This is a genomic window from Brevibacterium sp. BDJS002 (assembly GCF_028201555.1).
Lineage (GTDB): Bacteria > Actinomycetota > Actinomycetes > Actinomycetales > Brevibacteriaceae > Brevibacterium > Brevibacterium aurantiacum.
The window spans coordinates 2,918,429-2,936,631 of the sequence record NZ_CP116392.1 but is presented as its reverse complement, the minus strand read 5'-3'; the positions used below and the strand labels follow the sequence as shown (position 1 = coordinate 2,936,631).

The window sequence follows — 18,203 nt, the reverse complement described above, 5'->3', positions numbered from 1 at the left end:
GGATCATCACAGTCGCATTGAAGTGGGGAAACAGCTTGATCTGGAAGAGTGAAAGCATGAAAGCAATTCCCCGATTGATCGCCGGCACTGCCGTCGTCCTCGCCGCAGTCCTCACCACAGCACCGCTGACAGCTGGCATTGCCGACTACATCCTCAATCCGGGACAGCAGCCGACCAAGCGTGCGGCCCCCGCGCTGACCGGCTCCACCACTGCACCAGTCACAACAAGCAGAACACGTGACGATGACAATTCTCGCGACGACGAGACTCGTGATGACGAAACACGTGCGGACGAAACTCGCGACCGCACCGATGATGCTCAGCCCAACGCCGAGACAACAACCAGCGCCCAGACGACACTCAGCGCCGAGACGACACCTGATGGCGGCGGGATCGAAGCTGCCGGCGCCACGGCCCTCAGCGACGGCGCGGGCCTGGTGGCACACACCGCTGCCGACGCCCAATCACGGGTCGCAGACCTTGCGGGCGATCTGCAGGCCGGAGTCGATGCAGGGGAATTCTCCCAAGCTGACGCGGACAGGGTGCTCGGCGACCTGTCGAGCTACATCAAGGGCGAACGTACCTGGCCTGAGCGCACCTGGCCAGAGCGCACCGTCGCCTGAGTTCGGAACCCTGCCCGGCGAGACCCGTGCGCCTCGACGCAGCTGAGCAATGATGCTCGGACAACCTCACATCGGTCCCTTCAGAACAGGTCCGGCAAAGAGACTAGACTTGCTGACGAGTAAACAGACCGATGAAAGGCAGGGAATGACGGAGTCCTCCGCAATCACCCCCGAACAAGTCGAGCATTTGGCCTCGCTGTCTCGGATCGCCATGGGCGAAGACGAGCTGAAGTCGCTCGCCGGTGACCTGAGCACAATTTTGAGCAATGTCGCCAGGGTCAACGAAGTGGCCGGCGACGATGTGCCGGCGACCAGCCACCCGATCGCACTGTCGAACGTGCTGCGCCCCGATGTCGTGGGCGAGACCCTGACCAGCGAGCAGGCTCTGGCCTCGGCACCAGCATCCGCCGATGACAAATTCCTCGTCCCACAGATCCTCGGGGAGGAATGATGAACGAACTCACCACCAAGAGCGCCCTCGAACTCGCCGCAGGACTGAAAGCCGGCGAGTTCTCCTCCGTCGAGGTGACCCAGGCTCACCTGGACCGCATCCACGCCACCGAAGCAGACTTCGGTTCATTCATCACCGTCACCGACGATCTCGCACTTGAGACCGCCAAGGCTGTCGATGCCAAGCGCAGCGCCAGCGAGGACGTCCACGCCCTGGCCGGGGTGCCAGTCGCGCTCAAGGACCTCATCGTCACCGAAGGCGTGGCCACAACCGCCGCGTCGAAGATGCTCGAGAACTGGGTCCCGCCCTACGAATCAACCGTGCACAACAAGGTCAAGGCCGCCGGACTTCCCGTTTTGGGCAAGACCAACCTCGACGAGTTCGCCATGGGGTCGACGACCGAGCATTCGGCCTTCGGCACCACCCGCAACCCCTGGAACCTCGAGCACGTGCCCGGCGGATCCTCCGGCGGCGCGGCAGCGGCACTAGCCGGCTTCCAGGCTCCGCTCTCGGTGGGCACCGACACCGGCGGTTCGGTGCGACAGCCCGCAGCGTTCACCGGCACCGTCGGAGTCAAGCCGACCTATGGTTCGATCTCGCGCTTCGGCATCATCGCCATGGCCTCAAGCCTCGATCAGGTCGGTCCCATGGGCCGCAGTGTCGCCGACGCCGCGGCTCTGCACGAACTGCTCGCCGGTCATGACCCGCTGGACTCGACCTCGCTGCCCGACCCGGTGGCAGGTTTCGTCTCCGCGGCACAGACCTCGGACCTCAAGGGCAAGAAGCTCGGCGTCATCAAGCAGCTGCGCGGCGAGGGCTACCAGGACGGCGTCCGCGATGCCTTCTCCGCTGCTCTTGACGTTGCCGCAGCGGCCGGTGCCGAGATCGTCGAGGTCGACTGCCCGTCGATCTCCTACGCCCTCGACGCCTACTACCTCCTCATGCCCTCCGAGGTGTCTTCGAACCTGGCACGCTACGACGGCATGCGCTACGGACTGCGCGTCGAGCCCGAATCCGGTCCGGTCACCGCAGAGACGGTCATGTCAGCGACCCGCGCCGCAGGATTCGGCGCCGAGGTCAAGCGCCGCATCATCCTCGGCACCTACGCCCTCTCCGCTGGCTACTACGACGCCTACTACGGTTCGGCGCAGAAGATCCGCACCCTGGTGCAGAACGACTTCGCCAAGGCCTTCGAATCCTGTGACGTCCTCGTCTCGCCGACGGCTCCGACGACGGCCCTGAAGTTCGGTGCCGAGGCGGCATCCGATCCGATGGCCCTCTACCTGGGCGACGTGGCGACGATCCCGGCCAACCTCGCCGGAATCCCCGGCCTGTCCCTGCCGGCAGGACTGTCCGACGGTCTGCCCGTCGGATTCCAGATCCTCGCCCCGGCACGTGAGGACGTGAAGATGTACGAGGTGGCCGGCCCGCTCGAAGCCGCCTTGGAAGCCTCCGGGTCTCGTGTGCTCGATACTCTTGCGGAAGGACTGACCACCAAGTGAAATACGAAGACGCGATCAAGAAGTACGATCCGGTCATCGGCATCGAAGTCCACGTCGAACTGGGCACCGCGACGAAGATGTTCGACGCTGCACCCAACACCTTCGGTGGGGGACCGAACACCAATATCACTCCCACCTCACTGGGCCTGCCCGGCTCCCTTCCCGTCGTCAACGAGAAGGGCGTGGAATACGCGATCAAGATCGGCCTGGCACTGGGCTGCGAAATCGCAGAGACCTGCCGCTTCGCTCGGAAGAACTACTTCTACCCGGACGTGCCAAAGGACTTCCAGACCAGCCAGTCTGATGAGCCCATCGCCGCTGAAGGCTCGGTCGAGGTCGAGCTCGAAGACGGCACGATGTTCACCATCCCGGTCGAGCGTGCTCACATGGAGGAAGACGCCGGCAAGAACACCCACATCGGCGGCGCCACCGGCCGTATCCACGGAGCCGACCATTCCCTGGTCGACTACAACCGGGCAGGAGTGCCCCTCGTTGAGATCGTGACCCACCCGATCACCGGGACAGGGGAGCGGGCCGCCGAGGTGGCCTCCACCTATGTGCGGACCCTGCGTGACATCTTCCGTGCCCTCGATGTCTCGGAGGCACGCATGGAACAGGGCAACGTCCGTGCCGACGTCAACGTCTCCCTGCGCGAGAGCCCCGATGCTCCGCTGGGCACCCGCACAGAGACGAAGAACGTCAACTCCTTCCGCTCGATCGAACGCGCGGTCCGCTACGAGATCGCCCGCCAGGCGACCCGGCTCGAAGCCGGAGAGACAATCGTGCAGGAGACCCGTCACTTCCATGAAGGCACGGGGGAGACCTCGTCGGGGCGCCCGAAGTCCGATGCCGACGACTACCGGTACTTCCCGGAGCCGGACCTCGTTCCACTCGTGCCCAGCCGCGAGTGGGTCGAAGAGCTGCGGGCGACCCTGCCCGAGCTGCCGGCCCAGAAGCGCCGCCGTCTGGCAGGCGTGTGGGGCTTCTCCGATCTGGAGATGCGAGACATCGTCAACGCCGGTCTGCTCGAAGCAATCGAGGAGACTGTGAATGCCGGCGCGAAGCCTGCCGCGGCACGCAAATGGTGGACCGGTGAGGTGGCCAGGTTGGCCAACCAGAAGGACCAGCCCACCGCCGAGCTCGTCACACCGGCCCAGGTCGCGGCTCTGATCGGGCTCATCAATGACGGCAAGCTCAATGACAAACTCGCGAAGGACGTCCTCACCGCCGTTGCCGACGGAGAAGGCGAACCCGCCGAGGTGATGAGCGCTCGTAATCTCGAAATCGTCGAAGACACCGGAGCACTCGAGGCCGCCGTCGACGAGGCAATCGCCGCGAACCCAGACGTGGTCGAGAAGATCAAGGGCGGAAAGATGCAGGCCATCGGTGCCCTGATGGGACCGATCATGAAGGCCACCCGTGGTCAGGCCGACGCCGGAAAGGCCAAGGACCTGATCCTTGCCAAGATCAACGGCTGAGTTCACAAGCGTCTGAACAGAATCAGACGTCTGAACAGAACTCAGGATTGATCCAGCCACACCCTCTAGACTCGGATACCAAAGAAGTCCGGAGGGTGTGGCTGTTCGCATTCTGCCGGACCAGACGCCGACTCGGCCGGACACACATCCGGCAGTCGGCGTGAGGGTGCCATCCGTACGTGGAGGTGAATGCGGTGTCCCAGTCGTGGAAGTCGTTGTGGAAGAGCGAATGCGGGAAGTCGATCCCGATCTATCGCGTCCTCGTGCCCGAGAGCGTCAATCAGGACATCATGCAGGCCTGGAACGCTCGCGGGTATCGCTATACCGCCGGTGCTCCGAGTGCGATCATGCTCACCGGTGGAATGCGTCGGAACTTCTTCCGCTCCAGCATGCTGTTCAAGGGCGGAACCGGCGCCGGAGCCGCCGTGACTGCGGGCTTCGCCGCACCGGGGAGTCTGGCACTGCTGTCCGGCTTCGCCGATGCTGCGCTGATGTTCGGGGTGCTCGGAGGAACGACCGCTGTCGGTACCGGTGTGTTCGCCGCAGTCACCGCCCCGAAGTACCTCCGAGACCCTAAACGGCTGAGCCGGAAGAACCGTCAGCAGGTGGGACAGGCACAGTGGATCACGCCCGCCTCGCTGGGATTCCAGCCTGGCCGCAAGGAAGGCCGCGACACCGACGAACAGCGACTCTTCCACCTCGCGGTGACCATTGCGCGCAAGATCGTCCGGACCCGCGCCTGGACCCACCCGATCCTGCGCGACCACGTCTCACGTGTCGACCTTGACCATGCTGTCGCCTCGATCGGTGTGCGGCTGGCCGAACTGGTGCGGCTGCGTGAGGAGATCGAGAGCATTCGGGACGCGGGGACCGCGAAGTCGGTGGAGACGTACCTGTCGAAACTCGCTGTGGCCTTCACCTCGATGGCCAACCGTGTGCTGTCGATGCATGAGTACTATGAGCATCTCATCGCACTCGACGAGCAGCTCATGCTGCTTCATAACTCCGAACGTTCACGTGAACTCGGCGACCGCGTCCTCGACGTGCTGTCCCGGACGGCGGCCGATGACTCCGCTGACTGGCAGTTCAGGGAACTGCGGATCGACGCCGAGTCGCAGTCCTCGATCATCTCGGGGCTGGTCGCCGAGCTCGAGCAGACCGCGGATGACTTCGATGATTTCGACTCACGTCTGGCAGCGGCCCAGGAATCGGTCGACGCGCTCGAACCCACGCCTTCGTCGCCGCGTGCCGCGAAGGACGACCCGAAGGACGACCGCCGCTTGGAGTCATCCGAGAAGCGTCAGTATGACTGAATCAGTGTCGGCTCAGTGGCCGAAGGGATCGGGGTCGATGCCCGGTGTCCAGGACTGTCCGGGCACGTTGTAACCATTGGCGGATTGCTCTTTCTTCCACTTCTTCGACCAGCGCTTGTCGAGACGATCGACGTAGAGCGTGCCCTGCAGGTGGTCGTATTCGTGCTGCATGATGCGGGCGAACCAGCCTTCAGCGGTCAGTGACACCGACTGCCCGGTCTCATCGAGACCATTGACCGTGACACGGTCCGCGCGCTTGAGCGGAAAGTCCAAGCTGGGAACGGAGAGGCAGCCTTCCGTCTCCTCATCAGGATCGGGGCGGGTGTCGGGCACCTTCGAGGCGATAAGCAGCGGGTTGATGAACGTCCCGCGTCGACGAACTCCCGCTTCTTCGTCCTCGGCGTTGAAGACGAAGATGCGTTTGCCTACGCCGATCTGCGGAGCGGCCAAACCGACCCCGTTGCTGGCATCGAGAGTCTCGTGCATATCGGCGATCAGAGTTGCGAGCTCCTCGTCGAAGTCGGTGATCTTCTCTGCACGCTGATGCAGCACGGGCTCGCCGTAGATGACGATGGGATGAATAGCCATGAGGACAATCGTATCGGCTTTCTCCACAGCAGCTTGTCGCGGGGAGACAGGCGCATCCAGGTGTGCAGCCTTGCGACCCGCCCGTCGGGATCTCGCAGACTGATGAGCTGTCCCATGACCGCCTCGGCGTCTCAGATTCGGACCTGCTCACTGGCTCTCGGGAGGAGGTGTCGAGGGACGCTGAATTGGCATATACGTGCCTGATTGTTCAGCGGTTCGATCGCCGACAGCGGCTGGTGCCGTGACGTGAGATGGGCAGTTAAGTGCATATGACGCGCAATGACAACATATTTCGCCGGAAGCGAACATGGATTGTTGAGCAACCGTCTGGGGAACAACCGCAGACGGCGGGTGGTTATGATGGTGTCGAACCGTCTCGGTCCACGAGACGAGATCAGCAGCTGAAGCCTTTGGCTGGTGGTTGTGTGACGTCTTCGTCACAGCCCTCAGTACCGGGCGAACAAATACGCGTGAAAGGACATGTCTTGACCATCTTCAAAAATGTTTCCGAACTGGTCGGCCGCACCCCGCTGATTCGTGTGAACAAGGCCAGCGAACGCTCCGGCGCGGAGATCGTTGCGAAGCTCGAATCCTACAACCCCGCGAACTCGGTCAAGGACCGCATCGGCGTCGCAATGATCGATGCCGCCGAAGCTTCGGGCGAGCTCAAGCCAGGCGGAACGATCGTTGAAGCCACCTCCGGCAACACCGGAATCGCGTTGGCGATGGTGGGCACCTCACGCGGATACAAGGTCCAGCTGACCATGCCGGAATCCATGTCGAAGGAACGCCGTGCACTTCTGCGCGCATTCGGCGCCGAGCTCGTCCTCACCGACAAGGCCCAGGGTATGAAGGGCGCTGTCGAGAAGGCCGAAGAGATCGCCGCCGACGGCGCAGTGCTGGTTCGCCAGTTCGAAAACCAGGCCAACGCTGACATCCACCGCAAGACCACCGGCCCCGAGATCCTCGCCGACACCGACGGCAAGGTCGACATCTTCGTCTCGGGCATCGGAACCGGCGGAACCATCACCGGTGCCGGAGCCGCCCTGCGTGAGGCCAACCCCGACGTCAAGATCGTTGCCGTTGAGCCCGCTGCCTCGCCGCTGCTCTCCGGCGGAGCTGCCGGTCCCCACATGATCCAGGGCCTGGGTGCCAACTTCGTCCCCGGCGTACTCGATACCAAGATCTACGACGAAGTCGTCACCATCGAAAACGATGATGCCTTCTCCCGTGCCCGCGACGTCGCCAAGGAAGAGGGACTGCTCGTCGGAATCTCCTCCGGTGCCGCACTCCTGGCAGCCGAAGAGCTGGGTGCTCGCCCGGAGAACGCAGGCAAGCGCATCGTCGTCATCCTGCCCGACTTCGGTGAGCGCTACCTGACCACGCCGCTCTTCGCCGAGTACATGGACTGAGCAGAGTAAGTTTCGACTGAGCATCGCCGCAGGCAGATGCCGGTTTCGCGGCGAGGGCGTCAAACACATGTTTGGCGCCCTCGCGGCATTGAGGATTGACGATCACAAGCAAGAAGGACTGTTGAGATGAAGGCACTGTGGACCGTGGCAGCGGCGGCGATCGGCGCGGCAGCCTATGGGCTGAGTCGACCTGGGGTGCGCGCGACACTGCGCGAGGACCTCGATACCGTGCGCAGGCGTGACCCTGCAGCCACCAATGATTTCGTCTCGATGGTCTCGTACCCGGGCATGCACGCGATCTGGGCCCACCGCGGCCTGCACCGACTGTGGCAGAACGACTCCACCAAGGTGCCGGCCAGGCTGATGTCCCAGGCGGTGAGGACGCTGACCGGAGTTGAGATCCATCCTGGCGCGCAGATCGGTCGACGCTTCTTCATCGACCACGCCAACGGTGTCGTCATCGGCGAGACCTCGGAGATCGGCGATGATGTGATGCTCTACCATCAGGTCACCCTCGGCGGCACATCGATGGAGCAGACGAAGCGCCACCCGACCATCGGCAACCACGTCCTCGTCGGTGCCGGTGCGAAGATCCTCGGCCCTGTGGTCGTCGGCGACAACTCCTCGGTGGGTGCCAATGCGGTCGTCGTCAAAGACGTCGCCGCCGATTCGAGTGCGGTGGGGATCCCGGCCAAGGTCAGGCCCTACAAGAATCGCACCGACCCCGAGGCGGCCGGATCCGATGTGGGTGACTCACGTTCTCCCTACGCCGACTTCGAACTGATCGATCCCGCTATCTGGATCTGAGCGAGAAGCTCGCTCGCCAGCTTCACCCAGCAACACTGTCTTCGCCGGGCCCTCCCAGCCGACATCCGCAAAGGATTCGGCTCGGAGGGCCCGGCTTTTGATGTGTGACGCAGCTCAGATCGTTGTGTGACAGAGCTCGGGAATACTTCTCGACCGAAGTCTGTTAAACTTTCAACTAGTTACTTCAAAACTGAAGTTATTCAGTTCAAGGAGGGTTCGCGAAGAGCGAGCAGAAGGAGCAGACATGGAACTCGGAATCTTCACCATCGGAGACGTCACCAGCGATCCCACCACGGGGACCACGGTGTCTGAGAATCAGCGGATCAAGGATACGGTCGAGATCGCCAAGAAGGCCGAAGAGGTCGGCCTCGATGTCTTCGCCACCGGACAGCACCACAACCCGCCGTTCGTGGCACCCGCGAACCCGCCGGTCCTGCTCGCGAACATCGCAGCCCAGACGGAGAAGCTGCATCTGTCGACGGCCACCACGCTGATCACGACGACCGACCCGGTGCGTATCGCTGAGGACTATGCCTATGCTCAGCACCTCTCCGACGGGCGCATCAGCCTCGTCATGGGACGCGGCAACACCGGTCCCGTCTACCCCTGGTTCGGCAAGGACATCCGTTCGGGCATCCCGCTGGCAGTCGAGAACTACAACCTGCTCTACCGCCTGTGGCGCGAGAAGAACCTCGACTGGGAGGGCAAGTTCCGTACGCCTCTCAACGGGTTCACCGTCACACCGACACCACTGGACGATGTCCCGCCCTTCGTGTGGCACGGATCGATCCGCAGCCCCGAAATCGCCGAACAGGCCGCCTACTACGGTGACGGATACTTCCACAACAACATCTTCTGGCCTGTGTCGCACACCGCTCGCATGGTTCAGCTCTACCGCCAGCGCTACGAGTACTACGGCCACGGAGCCGCGCACCAGGCGATCGTCGGACTCGGCGGTCAGGTGTTCATGCGCAAGAACTCGCAGGACGCCGTCAAGGAATTCCGTCCGTACTTCGACAACGCACCGGTCTACGGCCACGGCCCCAGCCTCGAGGACTTCTCGACGCAGACCCCGCTGACGGTCGGATCGCCCCAGCAGGTCATCGAACGCACCCTGAGCTTCCGCGAATGGGCCGGCGACTATCAGCGTCAGCTGTTCCTCATCGACCACGCCGGACTTCCCCAGAAGACAGTGCTGGAACAGCTCGACCTCCTCGGCGAGGAAGTCGTTCCGGTTCTGCGGAAGGAATTCGCCAAGGACCGTCCGGCCGATGTCCCCGACGCACCGACACACGAATCACTCGTCATCCGTCACCGTGAGGGCCGCGATCCCATCCCCGGTGGTGGCCCCGGATCACGTGCCTACGCCGACCGTCAGGCCAGGGCTGCGGAGCAGAACGAGAACCAAGGAGCTGATCGCTGATGCGAATTCTCAGCATCACAACCTCGTTGAGCGAGGACTCAACCACACTGAAACTCTCGAACAAGATCATCGCAGCGGCCACCTCGGCGGCCGATGCTGCGGACCTGAGCGCGGAGACCGAGCACATCAACGTGCGGAACCTGAGCTCGGACCTCACCGATATGGCCCTGACCGGATTCCGTTCGGACAACCTCGAGGCGGCCTTCGCGCAGGTCGCCGCGGCAGACGTGATCGTCACCGTGGCGCCCGTGTACAAGGTCGCTCCGGTGGGCCTGCACACCTTGTTCTGGCAGCTCATCGACGAAAAGGCGCTGGCGAACAAGCCCGTGCTCATCGGCTCGACCGGTGGGACGCCTCGGCACTCGCTGGCGGGGGAGACCGTGCTGCGTCCGATGCTGTCCTACCTCAAGGGCATCGTCGTACCGACGACGATCTTCGCCGCCACCGATGACTGGGGCAGCATCGAAGGCGGGCGCAGCCTCAACGCCCGAATCGCTCAGGCCAGCGAGGAGCTGATCGGATTGGCAGCGAGCCTGCACGGGGTCGGCACCGCTTCGAGCGCAGGCACTGCCGGCGGGACTGCCGGCGGCGGCACTGCGACCACGACGACCGGCGAGTTCGGTCGGCGTGGCGCGCAGCGGAACCCGAGCATCGATGATGAGTTCAATCCCGAGCTCATCACGCCCTTCGCTCAACTTCTCGAGGGATGACGATGGTCGAGGTCAAACTCGGTCGGGACCGCGACGCTCTGGCGCAGAGATCGTGGCGCCTGTACTTCGAGACCTCACAGCGCATCCGGCAGAACCTTGAGGGCAACCTCAAGGACCGTGCCAGTCTGACTGTCAGCGACTACAACACGCTGCTGCTGCTGTGGGAGGAGCCGACCCACCTGCTGACGATGAGCGTGCTGGCCAAGAAGCTGGTGTTCTCGCCCTCACGCCTCAATTACCGGATCAAGGTGCTTGAGGACGCGGGCCTGGTGACGAAGACGGAATGCGCAGAGGACAAACGAGCGCACAACGTCGGGCTCACCGAGGCCGGTGCCCAAGCCTTCCTCAATGCGGGACGTCAGCACCGGGAGAACATCGACGAAGTCTTCCTCAACCATGTCGACGATGAGGAACTCGAAGTCATCGAACGAGTATTCGCGCGCATCGGACAGGCCCTGCCCGAATAGGACAGTCTGAACACCCCTGCCCGAGTGAGCCTGTTCGTGGGACAATGTGACCATGTCGATCAAGACCATTGCCTTCCCAGATTCTGAACTCCGCAACCGCGTCATCGCCCGGATTCCGGCGCACCAGCGTGCCAACGTCGACCTGGTCGTCTACTCGGACGCCGAGAAGTCGGCGAAGCTGAGCCGAGATGACGTCGATGTCGTCGTGCTCCCGTACCTCGATTCGGGACCGACCATCGAACTGCTCGACGAGCTGCCGAACCTGGGCCTGGTCATCACGCAGACCACCGGGTACGACCCTGTCGCTCACCTGCCGGAGCGCGGCATCAAGGTGGCGACGGCCTCGGGCGTGCACACAGGCGGAACGGCCGAACTCGCCCTGACACTGACTTTGGCCAGCCTGCGCGGCATCGATGATGCCGTTCGTGCGCAGAGCGCGAGGATCTGGAACCACAAACGCAACCGCTCCCTGCAGGATCGCCGTGTCATGATCATCGGCGCCGGCGAGATCGGCTCGGCGATCGCCGATCGGTTCGCTCCCTTCGAGGTCGACCTCACGCGGGTGGCGACGACCGCTCGTGAAGACGATCGCGGGAAGATCCACAGTGTCGATGAGCTGCCGACACTGTTGCCCCACACTGAGGTCGTCGTCCTCATCACGCCTCTGACCGAGTCGACCAACCAGCTCGTAAACAAGGACTTCCTGTCCCGGCTGCCCGACAACGCTCTCATCGTCAACGTCGCTCGAGGCAAGGTCGTCGACACCGATGCCCTCGTGGCCGAGCTGAGCACCGGCCGTCTCCACGCCGCGCTTGACGTCATGGATCCCGAGCCGCTGCCGGAGAACCATCCGCTGTGGGGGACCCCGAACACTCTCATCACACCTCATGAAGGCGGCGACACCTCGGCGTTCGAGCCTCGCGTGGTGCAGATCCTGGCCGAGCAGGTGCGCCGACTCAACGACGGCGAGCAGCCGCTCAACCTCGTCTCGACGGAGTGATCGCAGCGGTTCTCGAGGAACTGTCGGCACGTTCTCGAGGAACTGCCGACCGGTTCTCGATCGACCGCCCAAAACAAGTTCCAACATGCGAGAACTTGGCATATACATGATGGACTCCGGCGTAGAGTGCCTGCATGAGCATTGATACGAACTCCACCAAACCGGACATCAAACCACGTTCTCGCGACGTCACCGACGGTCTCGAAGCCACCGCTGCGCGCGGCATGCTGCGTGCCGTGGGAATGGGCGATGACGACTGGGTCAAGCCGCAGATCGCCATCGCGACCTCGTGGAACGAGATCACCCCGTGCAACATGTCCCTGCAGCGCCTCGGTGCGGCCGCCAAGGAAGGCGTGCACGAATCGGGCGGATTCCCCCTGGAATTCGGCACCATCTCCGTCTCCGACGGCATCTCCATGGGCCACGAGGGCATGCACTACTCGCTGGTCTCGCGCGAGGTCATCACCGACTCCGTTGAGACCGTGATGAGCGCCGAACGACTCGACGGATCGGTCCTCATGGCCGGCTGCGACAAGTCGATCCCGGGCATGCTCATGGCATCGGCCCGTCTCGGCCTCTCCAGCGTCTTCCTCTACAACGGCTCGATCATGCCGGGCACCGCGAAGATGTCCGACGGATCCGAGAAGGAAGTCACCCTCATCGACGCCTTCGAAGCCGTCGGCGCCTGCCGTGCCGGAACTATCACCCAGAAGGACGTCGACGCCATCGAGCGCGCTGTCTGCCCAGGTGAAGGCGCCTGTGGCGGCATGTACACCGCCAACACCATGGCCTCGGCAGCCGAGGCGATGGGCATGTCCCTGCCGGGATCGGCCGCGCCACCGGCCATCCACCGCGACCGCACGATGTTCGCGCGCAAGTCCGGTGACGCCGTCGTCAACCTGCTCCGCCAGGGCATCACGACGAAGGACATCATCACGAAGGAATCGCTGCACAACGCGATCGCCGTGGTCATGGCCTTCGGCGGCTCGACCAACGCCGTCCTCCACCTGTTGGCCATCGCCCACGAGGCCGGAGTCGAACTCGCCCTCGATGACTTCAACCGCATCGGCGACAAGGTCCCGCACCTGGGCAACGTCAAACCCTTCGGCCAGTACGTGATGAACGATGTGTTCAAGATCGGCGGCGTGCCGGTGATCATGAAGGCTCTGCTCGACAACGGAATGCTCAACGGCGACTGCATGACCGTGACGGGAAAGACCGTGGCGGAGAACCTCGAGACGATCAACCCGCCGGACCCCGACGGCAAGATCCTGCGCGCGCTCAACAACCCGATTCACGCCACCGGCGGCCTCACCGTGCTCAAGGGCTCGTTGGCTCCCGAAGGTGCAGTCGTGAAGTCCGCCGGCTTCGATGCCGACGTCTTCGAAGGCACCGCTCGCGTGTTCAACCAGGAGAAGCCGGCCATGGATGCCGTCCTCAACGGTGAGCTGAAGAAGGGCGATGTCGTCGTCATCCGCTACGAAGGACCCAAGGGCGGACCCGGTATGCGCGAGATGCTCGCCATCACCGGTGCGATCAAGGGCGCGGGAATCGGCAAGGACGTCCTGCTCATCACCGACGGACGCTTCTCCGGCGGATCGACGGGACTGTGCATCGGTCACGTGGCGCCCGAGGCCGTCGACGGCGGACCGATCGCACTCGTCGAGGACGGCGACAAGATCACCGTCGACATCGCGGCACGGTCCATCGACCTGCATGTTGACGAGTCGGTGCTCGAAGAGCGTCGCAAGACCTGGACGATCCCCGAGAACCACCGCCTCACCGGTGTGCTCGGCAAGTACGCCAAGCTCGTCCAGTCGGCATCGACCGGAGCCGTCTGCTTCTGAGCAGCTTCCAGCCGATGAGCTGATCATCGGCTAGCCTCCCCACCGCAGTGTGGGGGAGTGATCCATCGCCGAGGCGGTGCGGACCAACGTTCGCACCGCCTCGGCGAATATCTCACTGATACCCCGCGACATCAGAGGAAGGACAGGCATGCACATCGTTGTGCTCGACGACTACCAGAATGTGGCGGCAGACTTTGCCAACTGGCAGGAGCTTGGGGCCGAGGTCGAATTCGTCTCCCGCCCGATCCGCGACACCGAGGATCTGGTGCAGACGGTGGACGGCGCCGAGGTTGTCGTCGCCATGCGTGAACGCACCCTCTTCTCTGCCGAGCGACTGGCCCAGTTGCGCGATCTCAAACTCCTCGTGACCACGGGACGAGTCAACGCATCAATCGATCTGGATGCGGCACGAGCCCAGGGGATCACAGTCTGCGGGACCGAATCCACCACCTCGGCGACCCCGGAGCTGACCTGGGGACTCATTCTCTCGGTGCTGCGCAGCATCCCCACCGAAGATGCCGCGATGCACTCCGGCGGCTGGCAGTCCACCGTCGGCGGTGACCTCTTCGGGCACCGACTCGGGATCATCGGACTCGGCAGACTCGGCACCCAGGTCGCTAGAGTCGGGGCCGCCTTCGGCATGGACGTCGTGGCCTGGAGCCAGAACCTCGACGAGGAGCGGGCAGCCGATGTCGGGGCACACGCAGTGAGCAAAGAGGAACTCTTCTCAACCGCTGACGTCGTGACCGTGCACTACAAACTCAGCGAACGCAGCCGACTGCTCGTCGCTGCGAAGGAACTGTCACGGATGAAGCCGAACAGCATCTTCATCAACACCTCTCGGGCGGGCCTCGTCGATATGGAAGCACTGCAGGACGCATTGGCTGCAGGTCGCATTCGCGGCGCGGGGATCGACGTGTATGACCTTGAGCCGTTGCCACATGATCATGCTCTGCGCAGCACTCCGCGGACCGTGCTGACTCCGCACCTGGGTTATGTCACCGAAGACACGTATCGGATCTTCTTCACCCAGACTGTCGAGAACATCGCCGCGTGGATGGCGGGGGAGCCGGTTCGTCTGCTCACCTGACGTCCAAGGCCAGATGGGAGATGGCAAAAAGTACTGCTGGAAGACACTGAAAAGGCCCGCCTGGAGCGATGAAGCTCCAAGCGGGCCTTTGGACGTTCAACCTCGGTTCAGATCACAAACCTCAGCTGACGTCAGAACCTCAGTTCACCTCGGCGGGATCACCGGACACGCGACCGCCGTTTTCCAGGCCATCGATGGCCGCCACCTCGGCGGTGGTGAGTTCGAAGTCGAAGACATCGAAGTTCTGGGCCATGCGGTCGCGGTTGTTCGACTTCGGGAAGACGACATGCCCGCGCTGCAGGTGCCAGCGAATGATGGTCTGGGCCCAGGACTTGCCGTGGGCGGAAGCGATCTCGCCGATCACGGTGTCGGCATAGTCGACCTTGCCCTGTCCCAGCGGTCCCCAAGCCTCGACCTTGATGTCGTGCTCGGTCAGCAGCGGACGGGTCTCGATCTGCTGGAACTGCGGGTGGCATTCGATCTGGTCGACGGCCGGGATGATTCCGGTATCGAGGATCTGGGGCAGGTAGCGGTGATCGAAGTTCGAGACACCGATCGACGTCGTCAGACCCTGATCGCGGTAGGAGGGGAAGGCCTCCCAGGTCTCGACCGAATTGTTGTTCTCCGGTGCCGGCCAGTGGATGAGGTAGAGGTCCACGTGGTCGAGGCCCAGCTTCTCCAAGCTCTCGCCCAGGGCACGCTTCGACTCGTCGGCACCGTGCCGGTCGTTCCACAGTTTGGTGGTCACGAAGAGCTCATCGCGGGCAATTCCGGACTTCGCAATGGCGCGGCCCACGCCCTCTTCATTGCCGTAGACGGCGGCCGTGTCGATGTGGCGGTAGCCGACCTCGAGGGCGTCGGTGACGATGCGCTCGGTCTCCTCGGGATCGACCTTGAAGACGCCGAAGCCCAGCTGGGGAATGGTCTTGCCGTCATTGAGTGTGAGTGTGGGAACCGTCAAGGTGCCGCCTTTCGTCACGGATTGGTGGTCTGTCGTGCTGCAATCGGGCACCGTGGTGACGGTACCTGTGCGAGCCTATAACGTCACGACGGAAGAACAGTATTCCCAGGTGTGATCGACACGATGTCATGCGGAATTCGGTGCCGCGCGCCACCGGCGCGTAACGGGACTGGAACACTGCTGGCACTCCCTGTCTGAAGTCCTTCACTACGTTGGAGACATGTTCGAAGCCAGGGTTCCCGTCCGCAGAGTCACCCTCGCCATGATTGCTGTCATGGTGATGATCTTCGGACTGTCTGGATGTGAAAGAAGTCCAGATCCCAATCCAAGTCCAGATCTCAGTTCGCGGGCAGACGAAATCGGGGACGTGCTATCCGCGTTGCCAGGAGTGGAGACGGTTGCGACCTACTACAGGAAAGACAATTCAGTACAGAGACTCACCTACGTCGCCATCATGGCCGACGGAGCAACTGACGAGAAGGCAATCCATGTGGCGTCCACCCTCAACGATGAAATCGGATCTGAGTTCGACAACTTCGACCGTGGACTGACGGTGAAACAGTCGGGACTCACCATCGCCCTTCGGACAGAGACTGCCGTCGAGTCTCTGAAACATCTGCCATCCCGCCTCCGCGCGCTCACCTCAGCTCTGGGCGTGGGAGGGGTGACCTGGTTCGATTCATGGGATGACAGGTACAGCGAGGACATCCTTGAAATCGATAGTGCGTCCGGGAGTCCGTTCGACGTGATCACAGCGGTCCGGGACCAATTCGGTTCCGAAGAGATTCAGTTGCGTCTGGACCGAGGCAACGATGCCCAGTGGTCAGTGACATTCCCCTATTCAGTGCAGGCGCAGGACAAACTGGAATCGGCGGTGGGCACCGACCTCGAAAAGGTCATGCAACGGATTGAGATTGACGGCGACCACCTGACGAACCTAACCGTAACCGTTGATTCAGGGCCCGACGTTGTGGGTCGTCTCGAGGACATCATTGATCGGGCCGACTCAGGTACTTCGGCTCCCTGGTCTTTCAACTGGAGCGTCGGTTCGTCCAGGTCGACGGATGGGAACCTACTGACCGGCGGCCATATCAGTGTCGGCAGCTGCGACTATGCACATGACAGCGCAAAGGAGAAAGAGCCGAGCCAGTTTATGACCACTGAGGCGATCAAGGCTCAGACGCAGCTGCGAGACAGCTACGACACATGTCCATGAACGGCGGTGTCGATGTTGGGAGGTGCGGTGGATGCTCCGACGGGGCTTTCGCGGACGGCTGCCGCCCATCAGTCGGCGAAGACGGTGTGCACCTCTCCGGTCAGAGACCGACCGCCGAGGGCTGTGAGCTCGAGGACCACGGCTGAGCCGACCACCTCGGCGCCAAGTTCCTTCACGAGAGCCTGAGCAGCAGACAGGGTCCCGCCCGTGGCCAGGATGTCATCGACGAGGAGGACGCGCTCGCCTTCCTTGAGCACATCAGGACCCTCGATCGTCGCGGTGCCGTATTCGAGTGAATAGGACACGGCTGCGGCTGGGCGGGGGAGTTTGCCGGCCTTGCGGATGGGCAGAATTCCGACTCCGGTCATCGCCGCGATCGTTCCGGCGAAGAGGAAGCCGCGAGCTTCCAGGCCACCGACGATGTCGAACTGTCCCTCGAAAGGTGCGATGAGCGCCTCGGTGACGGCACGCAGTGCAGGACCGTCAGCGATGAGTGGTGAGATATCGCGAAAGTTCACCCCCGGCTGAGGGTAGTCGGGAATCGAGGTGATCAGGGTCTGCGCGCGTTCGAGATCGGTATTCGTCACGGGTCAACGATACTCGGTTGTTTGGTGCTCCTCTGTGTCAGCCGCTCGCTCAGCTGATGCCTCCAGCTTTGCCCGATACCGTCTGCGCCGGAGAAACCACCCGATCGTTCCTCCGCACAACGCGCCGACGAACATTGTGACTGCGGTACCAGCAGAAGCAGGAAAATTGACGTGCCACGACCAGGTCAGCAGGGGGTGGCCGTAGGTCGCATTGAACGTGAGGAGGCCACCGACCCCCATGATGAGCAGAGTGCTGAGAATGAGACCCCGCACTGAAGTCTCATTGCGTGCGGCCCCAGATTGCCAGTAGAGATCGACACCGCGCTTACGGGCGTAGCGCCTCGCTATCAAGTCCGGGATCAACACCGCCAGAGCCAATGCAAGTGCTGCCCACCACAGGCCGGATGCAGCCAGCAGCAGGCCAGCGATGAGGCCGGTGCATTGGGTCAGAGAGTAGGCGATAGCTATCGCTCGGAGGATCACCTGTCGTTCCCGCGCATCGGCCAGCGGCATGGAGTCGATGCCTGCGGAATGTTCGAACGCGGTATCAATCCGTGCGCTCAGTCCCGTCGGAGCAGGCCCCGTCTCACGGCTGTCGGCGTCATCGGCATGGGCGTCACAGACATTGACTTCGTCGTCAGGCGCGTACGGTCACTTCTGGCCTGAGGTCATAGGAACCCTCCCGGTGGGTCAACGGCAACTGTTAATCGACAACTTGTGTTGTCATG

The 18,203-nt window shown here is 63.0% G+C and carries 18 protein-coding genes; 14 read left to right on the top strand and 4 right to left on the bottom strand.

Annotation, left to right across the window (positions count from 1 at the left end):
• Positions 1–56: 56 nt before the first annotated feature.
• The 5 genes from PGC08_RS13590 to PGC08_RS13570 all read left to right on the top strand — a co-directional run bounded on the left by PGC08_RS13590 (position 57) and on the right by PGC08_RS13570 (position 5,367).
• On the top strand, positions 57–623 hold the full coding sequence (locus tag PGC08_RS13590; RefSeq protein ID WP_271708612.1) for a hypothetical protein: 567 nt from the start codon (positions 57–59) through the stop codon (positions 621–623).
• Positions 624–768: 145 nt separating this feature from the next.
• On the top strand, positions 769–1,074 hold the full coding sequence (gatC, locus tag PGC08_RS13585; protein ID WP_009882665.1) for an Asp-tRNA(Asn)/Glu-tRNA(Gln) amidotransferase subunit GatC: 306 nt from the start codon (positions 769–771) through the stop codon (positions 1,072–1,074).
• Positions 1,074–2,576: an Asp-tRNA(Asn)/Glu-tRNA(Gln) amidotransferase subunit GatA gene (gatA, locus tag PGC08_RS13580; RefSeq protein WP_009882663.1), complete on the top strand. Its 1,503-nt coding sequence runs from the start codon at positions 1,074–1,076 to the stop codon at positions 2,574–2,576. The genes gatC and gatA overlap by 1 nt, the downstream gene beginning before the upstream one ends.
• Entirely contained in the window at positions 2,573–4,054 is a 1,482-nt protein-coding gene (gatB, locus tag PGC08_RS13575) for an Asp-tRNA(Asn)/Glu-tRNA(Gln) amidotransferase subunit GatB (protein WP_069600503.1), read from the top strand. The genes gatA and gatB overlap by 4 nt, the downstream gene beginning before the upstream one ends.
• A gap of 179 nt (positions 4,055–4,233) precedes the next feature.
• A complete protein-coding gene (locus PGC08_RS13570) occupies positions 4,234–5,367 on the top strand; it encodes a hypothetical protein (RefSeq protein WP_271708611.1) in 1,134 nt (377 codons plus the stop codon).
• 12 nt (positions 5,368–5,379) lie between these two features.
• Here PGC08_RS13570 and def read toward each other — a convergent pair whose 3' ends face one another.
• Positions 5,380–5,955 (bottom strand): peptide deformylase, encoded by a 576-nt coding sequence (gene def, locus PGC08_RS13565; RefSeq protein ID WP_069601391.1) that lies wholly within the window; start codon positions 5,953–5,955, stop codon positions 5,380–5,382.
• 485 nt (positions 5,956–6,440) lie between these two features.
• Between def and cysK the strand changes: the two genes are divergently transcribed.
• The 8 genes from cysK to PGC08_RS13525 all read left to right on the top strand — a co-directional run bounded on the left by cysK (position 6,441) and on the right by PGC08_RS13525 (position 14,711).
• Positions 6,441–7,367 carry a cysteine synthase A gene (gene cysK, locus PGC08_RS13560; RefSeq protein WP_096161715.1) on the top strand — a complete coding sequence of 309 codons (927 nt, stop codon included), beginning with the start codon at positions 6,441–6,443 and terminating at the stop codon, positions 7,365–7,367.
• Positions 7,368–7,493: 126 nt separating this feature from the next.
• A complete protein-coding gene (gene epsC / locus PGC08_RS13555; protein WP_096161181.1) occupies positions 7,494–8,174 on the top strand; it encodes a serine O-acetyltransferase EpsC in 681 nt (226 codons plus the stop codon).
• Positions 8,175–8,418: 244 nt separating this feature from the next.
• Positions 8,419–9,597, top strand: coding sequence for an LLM class flavin-dependent oxidoreductase (locus tag PGC08_RS13550; protein WP_009882656.1), 1,179 nt, complete (start codon positions 8,419–8,421; stop codon positions 9,595–9,597).
• Positions 9,597–10,307, top strand: a complete 711-nt coding sequence (locus PGC08_RS13545) for an NAD(P)H-dependent oxidoreductase (protein ID WP_069600500.1) — start codon at positions 9,597–9,599, stop codon at positions 10,305–10,307. The genes PGC08_RS13550 and PGC08_RS13545 overlap by 1 nt, the downstream gene beginning before the upstream one ends.
• Positions 10,308–10,309: 2 nt before the next feature.
• A complete protein-coding gene (locus PGC08_RS13540; RefSeq protein WP_271708610.1) occupies positions 10,310–10,774 on the top strand; it encodes a MarR family winged helix-turn-helix transcriptional regulator in 465 nt (154 codons plus the stop codon).
• Between the two features lie 52 nt (positions 10,775–10,826).
• On the top strand, positions 10,827–11,774 hold the full coding sequence (locus tag PGC08_RS13535; RefSeq protein ID WP_009882652.1) for a 2-hydroxyacid dehydrogenase: 948 nt from the start codon (positions 10,827–10,829) through the stop codon (positions 11,772–11,774).
• Between the two features lie 134 nt (positions 11,775–11,908).
• Positions 11,909–13,621 carry a dihydroxy-acid dehydratase gene (gene ilvD / locus PGC08_RS13530; protein ID WP_096157301.1) on the top strand — a complete coding sequence of 571 codons (1,713 nt, stop codon included), beginning with the start codon at positions 11,909–11,911 and terminating at the stop codon, positions 13,619–13,621.
• Positions 13,622–13,769: 148 nt separating this feature from the next.
• Positions 13,770–14,711 carry a D-2-hydroxyacid dehydrogenase family protein gene (locus PGC08_RS13525; protein ID WP_271708609.1) on the top strand — a complete coding sequence of 314 codons (942 nt, stop codon included), beginning with the start codon at positions 13,770–13,772 and terminating at the stop codon, positions 14,709–14,711.
• Between the two features lie 139 nt (positions 14,712–14,850).
• Here PGC08_RS13525 and PGC08_RS13520 read toward each other — a convergent pair whose 3' ends face one another.
• The gene (locus PGC08_RS13520; protein WP_271708608.1) at positions 14,851–15,672 is read right to left on the bottom strand and encodes an aldo/keto reductase; all 822 of its coding nucleotides are present in this window, start codon (positions 15,670–15,672) and stop codon (positions 14,851–14,853) included.
• Positions 15,673–15,892: 220 nt separating this feature from the next.
• Here PGC08_RS13520 and PGC08_RS13515 point away from each other — a divergent pair, with 220 nt between their 5' ends.
• Complete coding sequence (locus PGC08_RS13515; protein WP_069600494.1) at positions 15,893–16,888, top strand: hypothetical protein; 996 nt, start codon at positions 15,893–15,895, stop codon at positions 16,886–16,888.
• A gap of 68 nt (positions 16,889–16,956) precedes the next feature.
• Here the strand turns inward: PGC08_RS13515 and PGC08_RS13510 are convergent, their stop codons facing one another.
• On the bottom strand, positions 16,957–17,475 hold the full coding sequence (locus PGC08_RS13510; RefSeq protein ID WP_069600493.1) for an adenine phosphoribosyltransferase: 519 nt from the start codon (positions 17,473–17,475) through the stop codon (positions 16,957–16,959).
• Positions 17,476–17,478: 3 nt separating this feature from the next.
• Positions 17,479–17,988, bottom strand: coding sequence for a hypothetical protein (locus PGC08_RS13505; protein WP_009882636.1), 510 nt, complete (start codon positions 17,986–17,988; stop codon positions 17,479–17,481).
• Between the last annotated feature and the right edge of the window lie 215 nt (positions 17,989–18,203).

Excerpts from the sequence above, each read along its gene's own strand:
- PGC08_RS13590 (WP_271708612.1), top strand. The coding sequence starts at position 57 with ATGAAAGCAATTCCCCGATTGATCGCCGGCACTGCCGTCGTCCTCGCC.
- gatC (WP_009882665.1), top strand. The coding sequence starts at position 769 with ATGACGGAGTCCTCCGCAATCACCCCCGAACAAGTCGAGCATTTGGCC.
- gatA (WP_009882663.1), top strand. The coding sequence starts at position 1,074 with ATGAACGAACTCACCACCAAGAGCGCCCTCGAACTCGCCGCAGGACTG.
- def (WP_069601391.1), bottom strand. The coding sequence starts at position 5,955 with ATGGCTATTCATCCCATCGTCATCTACGGCGAGCCCGTGCTGCATCAG.
- epsC (WP_096161181.1), top strand. The coding sequence starts at position 7,494 with ATGAAGGCACTGTGGACCGTGGCAGCGGCGGCGATCGGCGCGGCAGCC.
- PGC08_RS13550 (WP_009882656.1), top strand. The coding sequence starts at position 8,419 with ATGGAACTCGGAATCTTCACCATCGGAGACGTCACCAGCGATCCCACC.
- PGC08_RS13545 (WP_069600500.1), top strand. The coding sequence starts at position 9,597 with ATGCGAATTCTCAGCATCACAACCTCGTTGAGCGAGGACTCAACCACA.
- PGC08_RS13540 (WP_271708610.1), top strand. The coding sequence starts at position 10,310 with ATGGTCGAGGTCAAACTCGGTCGGGACCGCGACGCTCTGGCGCAGAGA.
- PGC08_RS13535 (WP_009882652.1), top strand. The coding sequence starts at position 10,827 with ATGTCGATCAAGACCATTGCCTTCCCAGATTCTGAACTCCGCAACCGC.
- ilvD (WP_096157301.1), top strand. The coding sequence starts at position 11,909 with ATGAGCATTGATACGAACTCCACCAAACCGGACATCAAACCACGTTCT.
- PGC08_RS13525 (WP_271708609.1), top strand. The coding sequence starts at position 13,770 with ATGCACATCGTTGTGCTCGACGACTACCAGAATGTGGCGGCAGACTTT.
- PGC08_RS13515 (WP_069600494.1), top strand. The coding sequence starts at position 15,893 with ATGTTCGAAGCCAGGGTTCCCGTCCGCAGAGTCACCCTCGCCATGATT.
- PGC08_RS13505 (WP_009882636.1), bottom strand. The coding sequence starts at position 17,988 with ATGCCGCTGGCCGATGCGCGGGAACGACAGGTGATCCTCCGAGCGATA.